Annotated in this window: 14 protein-coding genes and 1 other RNA gene; 4 read left to right on the top strand and 11 right to left on the bottom strand. The window is 44.4% G+C overall.

What is annotated here, in order from left to right:
- Nucleotides 1–77: 77 nt before the first annotated feature.
- Nucleotides 78–386 (bottom strand): hypothetical protein, encoded by a 309-nt coding sequence (locus IEU85_RS02135; protein WP_188354580.1) that lies wholly within the window; start codon nucleotides 384–386, stop codon nucleotides 78–80.
- A complete protein-coding gene (locus IEU85_RS02130) occupies nucleotides 386–823 on the bottom strand; it encodes a hypothetical protein (protein ID WP_188354579.1) in 438 nt (145 codons plus the stop codon). Before IEU85_RS02130 ends, IEU85_RS02135 begins: the two co-directional genes overlap by 1 nt.
- A 591-nt stretch (nucleotides 824–1,414) precedes the next feature.
- Between IEU85_RS02130 and IEU85_RS02125 the strand changes: the two genes are divergently transcribed.
- Complete coding sequence (locus IEU85_RS02125) at nucleotides 1,415–1,744, top strand: DMT family transporter (RefSeq protein WP_188354578.1); 330 nt, start codon at nucleotides 1,415–1,417, stop codon at nucleotides 1,742–1,744.
- Between the two features lie 121 nt (nucleotides 1,745–1,865).
- Here IEU85_RS02125 and ssrA read toward each other — a convergent pair.
- Nucleotides 1,866–2,264: a transfer-messenger RNA gene (gene ssrA, locus IEU85_RS02120) on the bottom strand.
- A gap of 252 nt (nucleotides 2,265–2,516) precedes the next feature.
- Here ssrA and IEU85_RS02115 point away from each other — a divergent pair.
- The 3 genes from IEU85_RS02115 (at nucleotide 2,517) to dtd (ending at nucleotide 5,493) form a co-directional block, all read left to right on the top strand.
- Entirely contained in the window at nucleotides 2,517–3,125 is a 609-nt protein-coding gene (locus IEU85_RS02115) for a cation efflux transmembrane domain-containing protein (protein WP_188354577.1), read from the top strand.
- A 345-nt stretch (nucleotides 3,126–3,470) separates the two neighbouring features.
- Complete coding sequence (locus IEU85_RS02110) at nucleotides 3,471–4,838, top strand: sugar porter family MFS transporter (protein WP_188354576.1); 1,368 nt, start codon at nucleotides 3,471–3,473, stop codon at nucleotides 4,836–4,838.
- A gap of 193 nt (nucleotides 4,839–5,031) precedes the next feature.
- Entirely contained in the window at nucleotides 5,032–5,493 is a 462-nt protein-coding gene (dtd, locus tag IEU85_RS02105; RefSeq protein ID WP_188354575.1) for a D-aminoacyl-tRNA deacylase, read from the top strand.
- Nucleotides 5,494–5,513: 20 nt separating this feature from the next.
- Here dtd and IEU85_RS02100 read toward each other — a convergent pair whose 3' ends face one another.
- From IEU85_RS02100 to IEU85_RS02065, 8 genes are all read right to left on the bottom strand, one after another.
- Nucleotides 5,514–6,515, bottom strand: a complete 1,002-nt coding sequence (locus tag IEU85_RS02100; protein WP_188354574.1) for a cell division protein FtsQ/DivIB — start codon at nucleotides 6,513–6,515, stop codon at nucleotides 5,514–5,516.
- 21 nt (nucleotides 6,516–6,536) lie between these two features.
- The gene (murC, locus tag IEU85_RS02095; protein ID WP_188354573.1) at nucleotides 6,537–8,075 is read right to left on the bottom strand and encodes a UDP-N-acetylmuramate--L-alanine ligase; all 1,539 of its coding nucleotides are present in this window, start codon (nucleotides 8,073–8,075) and stop codon (nucleotides 6,537–6,539) included.
- A 48-nt stretch (nucleotides 8,076–8,123) separates the two neighbouring features.
- Nucleotides 8,124–9,317, bottom strand: coding sequence for an undecaprenyldiphospho-muramoylpentapeptide beta-N-acetylglucosaminyltransferase (murG, locus tag IEU85_RS02090; RefSeq protein WP_188354572.1), 1,194 nt, complete (start codon nucleotides 9,315–9,317; stop codon nucleotides 8,124–8,126).
- A gap of 31 nt (nucleotides 9,318–9,348) precedes the next feature.
- Nucleotides 9,349–10,668 (bottom strand): peptidoglycan glycosyltransferase FtsW, encoded by a 1,320-nt coding sequence (locus tag IEU85_RS02085; RefSeq protein WP_229714687.1) that lies wholly within the window; start codon nucleotides 10,666–10,668, stop codon nucleotides 9,349–9,351.
- A complete protein-coding gene (gene murD, locus IEU85_RS02080; protein ID WP_188354571.1) occupies nucleotides 10,658–12,091 on the bottom strand; it encodes a UDP-N-acetylmuramoyl-L-alanine--D-glutamate ligase in 1,434 nt (477 codons plus the stop codon). The genes IEU85_RS02085 and murD overlap by 11 nt, the downstream gene beginning before the upstream one ends.
- 79 nt (nucleotides 12,092–12,170) lie before the next feature.
- A complete protein-coding gene (gene mraY / locus IEU85_RS02075; RefSeq protein WP_188354570.1) occupies nucleotides 12,171–13,271 on the bottom strand; it encodes a phospho-N-acetylmuramoyl-pentapeptide-transferase in 1,101 nt (366 codons plus the stop codon).
- The gene (locus IEU85_RS02070; RefSeq protein ID WP_188354569.1) at nucleotides 13,268–14,944 is read right to left on the bottom strand and encodes a UDP-N-acetylmuramoyl-tripeptide--D-alanyl-D-alanine ligase; all 1,677 of its coding nucleotides are present in this window, start codon (nucleotides 14,942–14,944) and stop codon (nucleotides 13,268–13,270) included. Before IEU85_RS02070 ends, mraY begins: the two co-directional genes overlap by 4 nt.
- A gap of 9 nt (nucleotides 14,945–14,953) precedes the next feature.
- Nucleotides 14,954–15,835, bottom strand: coding sequence for a hypothetical protein (locus IEU85_RS02065; RefSeq protein WP_188354568.1), 882 nt, complete (start codon nucleotides 15,833–15,835; stop codon nucleotides 14,954–14,956).
- Nucleotides 15,836–15,865 lie beyond the last annotated feature (30 nt).

The raw sequence follows: 15,865 nt of genomic DNA, 5'->3' as shown, positions 1-15,865 counted from the left end.
CTCCTGGTAGTAAAAGTTGAGCCCACAATGCGTATCTCACACACTGTGGGCTCAACTGTTAAGGATTACTGTTTTACTTATCGTTTCGGCTCATGCTCAAATAGGTAGTCCGCAAAAACATGCAAACGATCTTTAAGGTAATCGTTCTTCCGAACTTCTTCATACAAAGCAGCGGGCAATAAATCATACAACTGAGGATGATCTTGAGCATAGATGATGATATCCATTATCGCCCCATCACCCTCACCAGCTTCCGCTTGATCTCGCGCTAGTTCAGTATCAAACTTTTTATCAGTTTCATCAGAGAACGAAGCTGCCACATCAACGCATTCATCAACAAGCTCCATGAAAGCAATAACAGATGCAGTATCATAATTATTACTCATCATGCTCCAATCCAAACTTTAGCACGTGACTTCTTTACCTCGATTTTATCACCATTTTTCATATTCATAATAACGCCCTCACCACCAACAGGGTATGCACGCTCAATAACATAACGACCTTGATACAAGAATGCTTTTACTTCAATTTGCACACCATCAATTTCAGCACCAAATGTTGTAGGTCTAAACTCGTGAGCAGCTTTCCTTACCCATAATGGACGTTCCATCACTTGCGCTATCGAACGCTTAATACGCGTAGCATCCCAGCTTTCAGAAAATTCCCGTTTGCCAACAATACCCTGACCATGCAGATGCCCACCAATATTACGCTTTCTATCCCCATATAGAACGTGATCAAGAATCTGGTCGCCTATCGGATGCGTGGTTGCTGGCCAGTCTATACGAGGTTTCCCATCTCTCTTGATAAACGACTGCATATCAGTAACAAACTTACTACTCCGCTGCTGCGCACTGATTTGCTGCCGAACAAAAAATGAAAACTTCCGTAACCTATACTCTAGAATAATTATCATATTGTATTCAAAAAGTTTGTTATCCAACAAACAAACGCAAAACTTAAGCAGACACTTCCCTACGGCAGTTTGCACCACAGTTTACAGCATACTTGCGGTACGATAAGAGCAGTTATAAAAACACTATCGAAAATTTGATAAGCACAAAGAGCCATTAAACAGCCTCATAGCGCGTGAAGAAATACCATCTTTGATAGGTGTACCTTATGTGCCATAATAATGACTGGATAGTGGACACACTTGTTCATTTACCACTGTCGCACCCTTCACGGGCGGCAGTAGTGCAAAATACAAATACTTTATATTTAATCCAAATAGTAGGGTTAGAGTGCCACGGACGATAGTCAAAAAGTCTGTATTAATTGCTAATGTCTCCACTAGTTGTGACATGGCGCATAATTTTATGTCATAGCAGATTAAGCAAATCAAAATGTACAGGTAGGACGACCTATCTGCTTCTTTCAAAGAGGACGGCCTCATAAAGAAAGGAGTATCATGTTTTCTTGGATCGTCTTAATTCTTTCAGGTTGTTTAGAAGCTGTTTGGGCTACAGCACTGTCCTACAGTGAACATTTCACACGGCTTATCCCTACTGTGGTGTTTTTTGTTGCGTGCATCTGCTCAATGTTGGGGTTGAGTTATGCCCTCAAAATAATTCCTGTTGGCACAGGCTATGCTGTATGGGTTGCTATTGGAGCTTCTATTACTGCGCTATGGGCTATGATTACCGGTGCAGAAGACTTTTCGATACTCAGAGTACTGTTTATTATCGGGATTATTGCTTGTGTCATTGGATTGAAACTTACAGCATCAGCAACACATTAATTATTCCATCAAATAAGAACGCTCAGCATGACAATGTTCAACGCGCCTATCGACTTGTAGTTTCGTATTTCACTGAATCGGCATGAAAAAAGGGTTTCAAGCGTTTGCCTGAAACCCTTAGAAGTGGAGCCGCCGGGAATTGAACCCGGGTCCGATAATCGCACCCATAGTCTTCTACGTGTGTAGTCTGCTGACCATTTGGTTATCTGTCTGCCCCTATCGATGACGCAGACAACTGATAGCGGGCATAGCTACTGTTAAAGTCCTTGATTCATCCAGCAACTCAATGAACCAAGCAAGTTCTCTAAACGACGCCCAGATTCCTTCCGAGAACGAGTTGGAGTGGACGGAGTGATATCTTGCCGGTTAAATCCTAGCGCGAAGCTTAGGCAGCAAGAGCAAACTCAGTGCGGTTAGATTTAGCACTTATTTTTTACAGGAGCACGTTAACGAGTGGACCCCTGCATTCTCGACACGCTTCCCTACAGCGAACAGATCACCGTCGAAACCGATCGACCCCATATTGTGTTATCAATCACCAATGTGTTTATAAACACACGAGCTAAGCTCGAACACTTTATAATACACTATATACGATATTCTCGCAAGTCGTCCTCTCAAGAAGTTACAACCCATCTAGATAAGTGTTTTCAATTCGCAGTCGCTCAAATAACAGTCACTCCAATACAACCCTCTCCTAAAAACTACCCACCATAGTACACACCACATAAAGCACGCTACCTTAAATCAGTCCTGCCGATACAATACCCATATGCAGCAAGAACAATTACTTCGCACCACAGTTATTTGGGTAGCAATATTAAATTTTTCGTATTTTATTCTTGAAGGCATTGTTGCGCTAACGATAGGTTCTGTTAGCCTATTTGCCGATAGCGTAGATTTTTTCGAGGATTTTGCCGTCAATACGCTCATAGCCATTGCTCTCGGTTTTTCACTACGCACACGAGCTATTATTGGCAAAATCATGTCAGGTATTATACTGCTTCCAGCAATAGCAGCCCTCGTGCAAGCTATTATCAAGTTTTCACACCCCACCGCCCCAGATCCATTACGTTTAATGATTACTGCCGGTGGAGCTATTGTTATCAATACAGTGTGCGTACTACTTCTGGCACGCTGCCGCAATGAGGGTGGTTCATTAAGTATTGCAGCATTCCTTGCCGCGCGCAATGATATCGCCGCAAATGCAGCCATCATTATCATGGGTATTGTCACGTATTACACCCTTTCTGGCTGGCCAGATATCATTGTTGGACTGTGTATTACTGCACTCAACTACTCAGCCGCCAAAGAGGTTTGGGAAGCCGCAACCAGTGAATCACTCAAAGCTCGCGCCCTAGCCGGAGAAGATATTGACTAGCTAACTACTCATTGCGTGTTTCTACCAAAACCCAGTAATATTACTACTACAATCGAAGTTGATACCCTACTCCACAGCATGTGGCACACAGTATTGCATTGCTTTACGTCTGCCATAGAGCCGTGTCTTGCAGTAATGCACTTATAGACGACATTGGTAATTACAACCTCAAATAGCGAGAACTTACCATCCAGAGAGCAAGAGTAGAACCCGAATCTGCTACCGCCATGCACGCGCTTGGTACGTGATATTTCTGACATATATAGTATGTGTGTCACGGTTATATTTCGTGCTTAGCCCCTGATACCCTTGGGTTCTTATGTGGATTTTTATAAGGAGGCAACGATGAAACATCGTCTCAACACCACGTTCATTTTTGTGTTCGGAGCCTTGGGCGGTATGCTATTCGGTTTCGATACCGGTATTATTTCTGGCGCCTCACCTCTTATTGAGAAGGACTTCCATCTAGGAGCTGCACAAACAGGATTTATCACCTCGTCCGTGCTGATTGGCTCAATGATTGGCGCGCTTGTTATCGGCGGACTTTCTGATAAGTATGGTCGTAGAAAGCTACTTATAGTCTCTGCAATACTTTTCCTCTTGGGATCAGGTTTGTCGGCAACAGCTATTGGATTTTTGCCAATGGTGCTGGCTCGTATCCTCTTAGGCCTAGCTGTAGGTGCTGCATCTGCACTCACTCCAGCTTATCTTGCAGAACTTGCACCTAAAGAGCGACGCGGTTCCCTATCGACGCTATTCCAGCTTATGGTTACTTTTGGTATCCTGCTGGCATATGTCTCTAATCTTGCATTCCTCAATCATAATTTGCTCGGATTTAGAGATTGGCGCTGGATGCTTGCATCGGCTTTAATTCCTTCAGCTCTGCTGCTTATTGGCGGTATCCTTCTTCCAGAATCTCCTCGCTATCTCGCTAAGCTTGGACACACTGAAGAGGCATATCAAGTACTCTTGGCCATTCAAAAAGACGATGCAGCTGCCTCACAAGAACTCAACGATATCACTCGAGTTGCGTCTGAAGAGTCTCATACTGGTAGCGCTACAGAGCTCTTCACCGTTGCTCGCCCTGCAATTATTGCAGCAATTGGCATTATGCTTTTCCAGCAACTTGTCGGTATTAATTCAGTTATCTACTTCCTGCCCCAAGTGTTTATTAAAGGCTTCGGATTCCCCGAGGATCAGGCTATTTGGGTTTCTGTTGGTATTGGTATTGTTAATTTTGCTTCTACTATTATCGCCACAATCTATATGGATCGCTTTGCTCGCAAAACCGTACTAATCTTTGGTTCGGTAGTGATGGCGGTGTCACTGTTTGTACTTGCTGCAATCAATTTCTTCGGCGATGTATCACACGCTGCTATCCCAACTATGGTGCTTATTGGTATTTATATTCTGGGCTTCGCAGTTTCATGGGGACCTCTTGCTTGGGTAATGATTGGTGAAATCTTCCCACTTTCTGTCCGCGGCATTGGCACGTCTATCGGTTCAGCAGCAAATTGGATTGGCAACTTCATTGTTTCACAATTCTTCTTGATGCTCCTTGCCGCATTCCACAATAATGTAGGTGGACCATTTGCTATTTTTGCTGTGTTTGCTCTACTTTCTATACCATTCGTAATCCGCTTTGTTCCAGAAACAAAGGGACATTCTCTCGAAGAAATTGAAGAAGAGCTTACAGCACATGCACGCAAATAAACATATCAATTAGTCATTTAAGCCAGCCTACTTTTGGCTAGCTTTTCTCATTAATATACAATTTTCTATTTTCCTATTGCCAAAACTCGCCCTCCATGCTACTTTAAGAGCGAGGCACTTTGACCCTGACTTATGGCTACACTCCTGCCACTTAGTCAGGGTTTTACTATAACTACTGTTACTATCTGATGCTATGCGTATTATTCTTCAACGAGTTAGCCAAGCAAGTGTTACCAACCTTGATACACAGGAACAAACCACTCGCAGTATTACACAAGGTCTGCTACTACTTGTTGGCATTCAAGACAGCGATACTGAACAACAAGCTCGATGGTTGGCACACAAAATCACTCACCTACGTGTTTTCCCAAGCGATCGTAACCCACAAGATAACTCTGTGCTTGACCTTAGAGGGCAAATACTATCTATCCCACAATTCACCTTATTTGCGCATACCAAGCATGGCAATCGTCCTGATCATACTGCAGCAGGAACGCCTGAACATGCTGAACAATTATGGCATCAATTCAATACTCTATTAGAACAAGAAGGCGCAACTGTCCATGAAGGATTCTTTGGCGCTCATATGAGCGTTAATCTCATAAACGACGGCCCTTATACGATTATTTTTGATACACAAGAACTTGGAATCTAGCATCCACTGTCACTACAATGCTACTTAATAATTGGTCGGTCGGGGGCAGAGACATCGATAGTCGTTGCTCCCGCAAGAGTATCAGGCTGAGACAGCAATGTAGTAACAATAGCCATCTTAAGTTTTAATTTACTTGCATCTCCCCAAATAATAGTCAACGCATTATCATCAAGCTTTGTAGTAATCGAATCACGTGTTTTTGCTTCCACAGTACTAATCCGCTTTCGCGTATTTTCATCAAGTGAACCTAAAATTTGTACAGCTTGATTGACCGAAGTCTGCTTAAGTGCTGATTCAATTTGTGAAACTTCAATAACTGGGATACCGTCAACTGCAGTATGCACATCGTTGAGGATACGACCCTTATTATCAACTGCAACCATAGTGCTATCAGCCTTCAATATTGCAGCAGGAACTTGCGCCTGCACATGTACTGTTAGCCCATGCGGATAGTTTTTAGTAACTTCAGCTTGTGTAACTCCAGGCAATGCACGAATTTGCTCTTCAAGCTTGCCACTTTGAATAAGCAATAATGACTTGCCTGCCTGATCAGTTACCAGTGCTTTTACTCGAGCATCAGAAACCCAAGTATTTGTCCCTCCGATATGAATTTGAGTACTATCGAGCACTAGTAGCGGTGAGAATAACAATCCCCAAACTAGAGCGCATACTGTTGCAATAGCAAGCACTGTACTTACTATACGAATAGTGAGGACTCTATGTTTGGTGTGAATACGCTCACGTTCACGCTGAGGAAAATGAATTACCTTAGACCTAGCTAAAAATCCATTATTACCGAATGTAGACTCATCAATTTGTGAGCCCACACTCCTACCTGAAGCCATACTACGCGCATCAACAAATTCGCCAGGTTTGCTAGCACTCTCCCTAGCTTCTGACGCAACAACACGACCAACTCGCTCCGCGGAAATATCACGCACATCAGAGGTCTGATCTTGTTCTTTAGTTTGTGACAAATGCTGATCACGATGTGAAGATGAACGTATAGTACGACCCGCCATAACAACTCCTACACCGCGTTATTACCGCTGTTGCAACGCAGTAAGCATTACTGATGCCATATTCGTAATATCGCCAGCACCTACCGTAATCAGCACATCTCCCGATTGCGCACGACCAGCCAATCGTACTGCATCCTCATGCATATCACTTCCGGCCTCAATATGCTGCCCAGTACTAGCATACTTGACAATAGTTGCAGCACTAATGCCAGGATAATCACTAGCTTGCTCACGAGCTGCAAAAATACCAGTAACAATAACATCATCCGCGAGCGCTAATGCCGACGCGAAATTTTGCGCAAAAAACTTGGCACGAGAATACAAATGAGGTTGGAATAATACTCGAATATTGGCATCTGGGAATCTTCTACGAGCCGCGTGAAGCAATGCTGCAATCTCTGTTGGATGATGTGAGTAATCATCAACCACAGTAATGCCATCAACTACTCCGCGGATTTCAAAACGTCGAGCAGCCCCATAAAATTCTGTTAATGCTTGTGCTGCAGCTTGAGCAGATACTCCCACTAGCACACTTGCAACGACAGCTTGTGCCGCATTACGTGCATTATGTACACCAGGAACACGTAATTGTAAAGTAACGCTACGCTCTTGATCTCCAGCTACAAACTGTGGTAGGTGGACAAGGCATGATTCAACAATGCCACTTGCTGCTTGCTCAACAGTACGTTCACGTTCTTGTTCAATACTCACTATATGAGCTCCTCGCAATTCGCGCTCATGGTGAGTAGCAAAAACTTGAGCATCCTCAGTTGTAACAATAACGGTATGCGCAGCTTCATCATCTGATAGGCTTTGTAAAAGCCTCCACGAATTAGCGTCATCTCCACAGAGCACTATTGCTCGCTGAGCGTGTTGTGCATGCGCGACAAATGCCTCAATATAATGAGCCTCATCACCATAGTGATCTAAATGTTCTGCCTCAATGTTTGTGATCACTGCAACCTGTGGGCGGTATTTCACAAAGCTGCCATCCGATTCATCAGCTTCCGCAACAAATACTGACCCTTTGCCAGCGTGACCACCATCAGTATGACCATGAGCTGATTGCAAAGACCCACCAATCGCATACGAAGGATCAGCAAGCGCTCCTTGACCCGCATGAGTAATAATAGTTGCAATCATGGCGCTCGTTGTCGTTTTCCCATGAGCGCCAGCCACAGTAACCGTATCACGCGCTCTCATCAGCCAAGCCAGCACATCTGAACGATGCCAAAGTACACTACCCTGCTGCGCAGCTGCAATAATTTCAGGATTATCCGCTTTAATTGCGCTCGACCAAACCACAATATGAGCATGGGCAACATGTTCGGCCTGCTGTCCAATAAATACGCGAATACCAAGCTGCTCTAAACGATCAGTTTTTGCACTACGTTCACGATCAGAACCTTGCACATCAACGCCCATGCCATGCAAAATCTCAGCCAGTACACTCATTCCGGCTCCACCAATACCGATAAAATGCACTGTTCCCAAGCCATCAAGTTTCGTTGTATTCCAGTCTGTTGGTACTGCTGTTGGATCCAAAATAATATCTGTCATATCGTTATCCTTACTACCACAATGCATTACTTACTGAGGTGTATTACATCACGCATTATGTGTATGTTGATAATCTTTGGCCACGCGAACAATATGTTCAGCCATAGACTGTGCCGCATCACGAATACCATGTTCAAAAGCATGCTGTGCCATAAATTGCAAACGTTGTGAATCTGCTAATAAAGCCGGAATAGTATGCGATACCCATTCGCTAGTGAAATCTCGGTCAGCAACCATAATACCGCCACCAGCGTCCACAACACCAGCAGCATTAAAACGTTGTTCACCATTGCCAATAGGTAATGGCACGTATACTGCTGGAACGCCAAGTGCTGCTAATTCAGCACAAGTACCGGCACCAGCCCTACAAATCACCAAATCAGCACACGCAAAAGCTAAATCAATTCGCTCTAAATAAGGTGCGATATGATAGTCTCCCTGATTGGCGAATTCGCTGCCAACACCAGCAATAACATCAGTACCCGCAGAAGCTTCAACCAGGGTTTTAACCTGTTGATCTTTAGACCTTCCAGTTAAATGAATAACCTGAGCGGTGCGTAAAATCTCTTGCGCAGTATTAGCTACTGCAGTATTCAAGCTTTGAGCCCCCAATGATCCGCCAGTTACTAATACAATAGGACGATAAGGATCAACGCCAAGCTCCATAGCTGCTTGAACACGTGTTGCAAACTTATTATTCTGCATACGTTGAGCAATATCTGCAATAGCAGGACGAAGAGGTAAACCTACTCGGCATACTGTTGCACCGCGAGCGCTCTGCAAACCGGTGTGCTCATATACTGTACCTACGAACTGTGCCCATCGTGCACCAAGTTTATTGGCCATACCAGCTCGGGCATTTTGCTCATGAATCACCAGCGGGATACCCAGCTGATGTGCGGCAATATAGGCTGGCGCAGAAGCATAGCCGCCTACGCCCACAACTACATCGGCATGTGAAGCGATTATAATTTGCTTTACTCGTTTGATCTGCCGAGCGAGCTTGAATGGAAATACAAATGTTTGCGGAGTAATGCTACGTGGAAATGGAACTTTCTCAATTGTTTGTAGCGGATATCCTGCCTGCGGAACAAGTGTATGTTCTAGTCCTACTGCTGTTCCAATCACATTGATTGATGCAGTTGGCTCCTGCTCACTGATTGCTTTCGCAATCGCAAGCAACGGATTGACATGACCAGCAGTACCGCCGCCGGCAAGCACAATATTTACTCCTTGAGACATATGTCGAGCATAGCGCGAACGGCAGTCACAATTAACGCTTTGATGTTGCTGCACGAATCTCGTCCTGAGAACGCGCCATAGCAATAGCCGTTCCTGCAGCAGCTAGACACATAACCAACGCAGTACCACCATATGATACAAACGGCAGTGGCAAACCCATAACTGGAAGAATACCTACTACAACAGCGATATTGATAAAGCCCTGTCCAACGAGCCAAACCATAATGCACATTAAAACCATACGCGCATACGCATTTTGGTGTCGCATCGCAATATTAATCAAACACCAACCCATAATAATGAACAGCACTATTACAGCAAGCGCACCAAGAAAACCAAGTTCCTCGCCAATAACAGCAAAAATAAAATCATTGAATGCAGCTGGCAAATAATTCCATTTCTCTCTGGAATTCCCTAATCCAACACCAGTTAAGCCACCAGAAGCCAATGCATAATTACCATGGATCGCTTGATAACACAATCCTTGCAAATCGTCTCCAGAGCACTCAGTATACGTTGCAAGAATACGATTCATTCGATTTGAACTGCCTTGCACAAAAACCAAGACCACACCTAATGCGCCAACTACTCCTAGACCGACAAACCAACGTAGCGGAAAACCACCCACAAATAATGCTACTGCGCCAATAAGCACAGTAATCATTGCGCTACCCAGATCACCGCCAAGCATAATGGCACCAAATGCTGCCACAAACGAGACAATTGGCACTGCGTATTGACGGATAGTGCCAGCATGCTGGTTTTTTCTCGTTAATTGCAATGCATACGGCATCCACACGCAAAGTGACCATTTGAGAATTTCTGCAGGCTGGAATCGAAGTGGACCAATAACAATCCAGCCAACGTTACCGCCAGCTGCAGAACCCAAACCAGTAATAGTTAATGTCTGCAAAAACAAACCAACGCCAAGCACAATTGGCGAAGATCCTCGCAACATATCAGGTGAAATACGCGAAAGTATAATAGCAGCAATCAGTCCTAAAATAGCAAAAATGCCTTGCTGAAGCACCTGTGCCCACGGATTGTCTCCTTGTGCAATGAGATCAACTGTGGAACTGGAAAATACCATAATCAAACCGAATACGCATAATGCCATCACGCTGAGAATGAATCCATAATAGCACCATACTGGATTCATAATTATGCGCCACCCATGCCACGAGACCATCTGCTGATGGCGTTCTCGATCTACCGGTGCGCCTTGTACCACAGCATGGACAGCCCGATCCCATCCGCGCAATGAACCTTCTTGAGACTTAGACGTTGTTTCGGACTGACGATCACGCAGCTTCAGTGATTGCGTTTTCCTGCGTATAGGCTTATCTGCCATGAGCTTCCACCCATGTACGTGCTGCTTTCGCGAATTGATCGCCACGATCAGCATAAGACACAAACTGATCCATTGATGCGCATGCCGGCGCCATCAGCACTACCTGCCCACCGCGCGCATATTGCCCTGCAGCTTGTACAGCACGTTCCATTACTGTTCCTTTTGGTTCGGTAGCAATCCGCGTTACAGGAATGTCTGGAGCTTCTTGAGCAAGCGCATGGAGCATTGGCTCTTGATCGACACCGATAACTACCACTGCTGACAGCTTGTTGTGCATCTGTGCAATTAAATCTTCAAAACGAGAGCCTTTAGCAAGACCACCTGCAATCCAAACCACCTGCCCATCAGCAAAGCTTGATAATGAGGCAAGAGCAGCATGTGCGTTCGTTGCTTTTGAATCGTCAATAAAGCGTATTGATTGCTCTCCTGCCCCTAAAGAAGCAACTGTAGCAATACGGTGTCCGCCTGGCGAAAAAGACTTCAAAGCCTCAACAACATCTTCTACAGCAATGCCATAGCCCAGTGCTAAAGCCATAGCACACAAGGCATCAGCAAGTAAATGTGGATAGACTGTGCCATCAGGCTCGCATAAATGAGTAAACTGACTGATAGAAGCAAGAGCAGATCCTTGCTCATCGCTCACAAGTCCAGATCTGTCTATAATTACGCCGTCAACAACACCAATTTGACCAGATTGAGGTTCATGTAAGGTAAATCCTACCGTGCGGCATCCAGGCGCTGGTTTGGCATTCATTGCAAGTGCAGTCACCCGCTTATCATCAGCATTGTATACCAAAACATCAGTAACACCGTGATACACCTTAGCTTTTGCAGCAGCATATTGCTTAAACCCACCATGCCAATCAAGATGATCATCTGCGAGGTTTGTTATTGCCGCACAACGCAAACGCAAACTATCAGTGGTATGCATCTGGAATGAACTTAATTCAACCACACACGCATCAACGCTACTATCAGTAACAACTTGGGATACTGGAACACCAATATTACCAACTGCTGGAGCATGAAGTCCTGCATGCTGCAACATTGCTGCTGTCATTTCAGTTGTTGTTGTTTTGCCGTTTGTACCTGTTATACCAATCCATGGTGCATATGAGTGATCAGGATGTTCTACGCGAATATGCCACGCTAATTCAACTTCACTCATCACGCGAATATGGTGTGCTATAGCTTGTTGCATTAACTCACTTGTTGGCGCAAAAACAGGGGACACCACCATTATGGTAATTGATGACCAGTCAATATCACGTTCATTATTCCAAGTAGCTTGCGCATGAGCATCAAAAGTGCTGACCATTGCCCCTAAATGTTCACATTGGGCTACGGCGCTCTTGCCAGAAACACCAAGCCCAGCTACAAGTACATGCTCGTGCTGCCAAAGAATTGGATTATTGTGATTCATCGCTACCTACTTATGTTTAAAACTCAAATTCATGGTTCAATGTGTACACAATCACATGCACATACTCGCAACTACTCAACTACACTAAGCCTGATTCTACAACCCAATGCGCATAGAATACACACAAACCAATAAATACAAACATCATTTCAATCATCCAAAAGCGCACTACAACTGTGTTTTCACGCCAACCTAGTAATTCAAAATGATGGTGAATTGGCGCCATCTTGAACACACGTTTATGAGTAAGTTTGAAATAGCCTACTTGAATAACATCGGAGCATGTTTCTAGCACGAACAAACCGCCAATAAGTACTGCAAGAATTTCTGTATGTGTGGTAATAGATAGTGCTGCAAACAATCCACCCAATGCAAGAGAACCGGTGTCTCCCATGAAGATTTGTGCCGGATTCGTGTTATACCATAAGAATCCAAAACAAGCAGCAACAGCACACGCCGCAATAATTGCTAAATCCTGTGGATCTGCAACATGATATTGCATACCAATCGATGGGCTACCAAATAAATGTTTACCTTGCCACACAGCAATAAATGTATATCCTAGGAATGCAATCATGGAACTTCCTGCAGCAAGCCCATCGAGACCGTCTGTCAGATTTACAGCGTTCGTCCACGCAGTCATCAAAAAATTAACCCAAATAATAAATAGAACAAGTGCCGCAATTTTACCAAGCTTAGCGAAATCAATAATCGGATATTCAATAAAGGAAACTGCTGCCTGTGCACTTGGTATACGAGAATGGGTTGGCATCAGTACAGTAACAATAGCCAATACTGTTGCAATAATAAACTGCCCGGTGAACTTGCCAGCAACACTCAATCCTTCATTTTGTTTTTTTCGTACTTTGGCAAAATCATCAATAAAACCAAGCAATCCCATACCAAACATTGCTAAAAGCACAATAATTGCAGTAGTAGAAATCGGCTCGCCATTGGCGAAGAAACGGTACAGCGCAGAAACAAGCCAACCCAAAATAATGGCTAGTACAATAACTACACCACCTAATGTTGGAGTGCCGCGTTTTATTTGATGCGATTGCGGACCATCTTGGCGAATGAACTGACCATAATGCAACTTATGTACCACACGAATGAGTGCTGGTGTTCCTGTCAGTGTAACTACAAGTGTAATGGCAACAGCAAGCAGTAAAGCTATCACTGCAATATCCCCTCTCGTGTTTGCACATCATGATGCCACTGTTCGGCAAGCTTGCCTAGACCGGAAGCATGTGAACCTTTTAATAAGATTACAACATGCGCATGAGGCTGAGCTTGCAAAGCCATAGTCATATACTCTTCAATAGCGTGTTGGGCAGATTCAATTGTTGGTACATGGGTAGCAAAGCTCTTGTGCTCAATCTCGTAATGTGCCTTACCATCATAGACAGTTTGGGCAGTTGTGACTATTTCTGCTTTTTGCTCAGCTCCTTGAACTAAGGCTTTTGCAAGAGGAGATAGCTCCTGACCTTCTCCAACACTAATCAACGCATCAATGCCTAAATCCACAACTTCTGCGCCAATTTGCTTATGGAGTTGTTTACTCTTTTCTCCGAGCTCAAGCATTGCGCCTAATACAGCAATACGAACCATAGGAATGGCATTACCTTGCTCATCAGTATCTTGCCAGTGAGCCAAAGCCTGTAAACCTGCACGCATAGAATCTGGATTAGCATTAAAAGAATCATCAATAACAGTACATACTGCAGTACTACTCCCATCTTGCTGGTCAGCATCTTGATGATCGAGTAGCGTAAACGCTTTAGTAAACACATCCATGCGATGTGCACTTTGTGCTCCAGCATGTGCAAGCACGCGCACAATATTATCCATGCTCACGCCCACATATTGGGCAACTGCAGCAGCAGCAAGAGCATTCATCACATGGTGCTGACCTGATAATGTCAAAGTTAGTTCTGCAGTATTGCCTTGCGTATCCATAAGAGTAAAGTGCGCATGATCATGACCATCGAGCGTGATATTGCGAGCAGTAACGAACTGTTGTTGCAACGCACTATCGTGTTGGCATTCAACCCCAAACCAAATAATCGATCCAGGTGCTACATGAGCCATACTAGCAACTCGTTCATCATCGGCATTAAGTACTGCAACACCATGTTCATCTAATGCTTCAACAATCTCTTGTTTTGCTTTTCTAATATTGTCTGGCGAACCAAATTCACCAACATGAGCAACGCCCACTTTTAAGACCACTGCAATATCCGGGCGCACTAGAGAGGTTAAATATCGAATCTCTCCCATGTGGTTGGCACCCATTTCAGCTACCAAAAACCGTGTATGTTCATCTACACGCAATGCAGTAAGCGGCAACCCGATTTCATTATTGAACGATCCTACTGGAGCAATAGTGGGGCCAACAGTGCTCAACAAGTTGTTCAATAAATCTTTTGTGGTAGTTTTTCCTACAGAACCCGTTATTCCAACAACGCTAAATGGACCATATGTTGCAATGCCACTGCGACGCAATGCGATATTCTCTCGCGCAAGTACCCCTAATGCCTTAACAGTGTCTTTAACAACAATCTGCACCATTTGTCGAGCCAACTGCTCATCTGCAATATCGACTGGATGTGACACCAATGCAGCACGCGCACCAAGTTTTGCCGCTGCCTCAAGAAAATCGTGACCATCTACATGCTCGCCTGCAATCGCAACAAAAACACTATCAGGCTGTACTTGACGAGAATCAGTTACTGCACTAGTCACAACCGCCTCAAGATCGCTCTCTGTACATGGTGCAACCTGACCACGGTACGCCGTAACGCATGAACCCTCAACTGTCTTAGCAACATGTGCTACTGTCATCTGCAGCATATCGACCCCTTAATCCATCTCTTTAGCAACTTTAAGCGCGCTACGAATATTATTTTTTCGTACTCCTGCGGCCATTACCATAGCCAGGCATGTTGATAATACTGCCAGCTCATCAGGATCAGCATGAGGCTTAAATAACTCAGCCAGCTCATCGGAATCTGCAGTGCGCGTTGCAATGGCGATTTTCTCACCAATAACTGCCCCATAGTACGCAGCTGCTTCATTAATACCCGCATGACCAATATGGTCTTCATCACGAATTAGAGCACAAATATCTACGCCAATACAAGAAAGCGCACCCTGCTGTAAGGTCTGCTGATCTACACCAATAACTGCTGCCGCAGCACCGTCCTCTACAATTACCGAAAGAAGTTTCTGCATTGCCACCGAAGAAAGTGGCATATGCGTATACAAATCAGTATCAAGAGACTTGGTCATAGTGCTACTAATAAGACCCACTGGGTTACCCAAAATATGTAAAATATATGCAAGCTGACTAGCATAACGTTCTGTGTGCTGACCAATAATCGCAAAAATTGCAATTGCTTGTGCAGGATAATGATATAGCGTAGCCGCTAGAGTTCCTAGCTCCTGAGCAGATAGTGACCCAAAAAGCACTGGAATACTAATTTGAGCACTATCAACTACAGTCTGACGGTCAACTAGTACAGCATATGCTCCGCGCGACTGTGCCTGCATAAAATAGGGATCTTCACTTATCGCTTGTTTGCTAGGTATATACAGCGATCCTTGAGTTACATCATCGAGTGACAAAGCTATAGAAGTGATCGTCACCGGTCCATAGTCATGATGCAGTGTCTCTATGCCATACTGCTCTCGCAACAGTTGAATAGTAATATTCGAAGAACCCGAATCATTTGCGTAGCTCACGTTGTCCTCAATTCCTCAACACTGCACTCA

Origin of the sequence: Galliscardovia ingluviei (genome assembly GCF_014635685.1) — a bacterium.
Lineage (GTDB): Bacteria > Actinomycetota > Actinomycetes > Actinomycetales > Bifidobacteriaceae > Galliscardovia > Galliscardovia ingluviei.
Note: the sequence above shows the minus strand (reverse complement) of the source record. Positions and strands in the feature narration are given on the sequence as shown.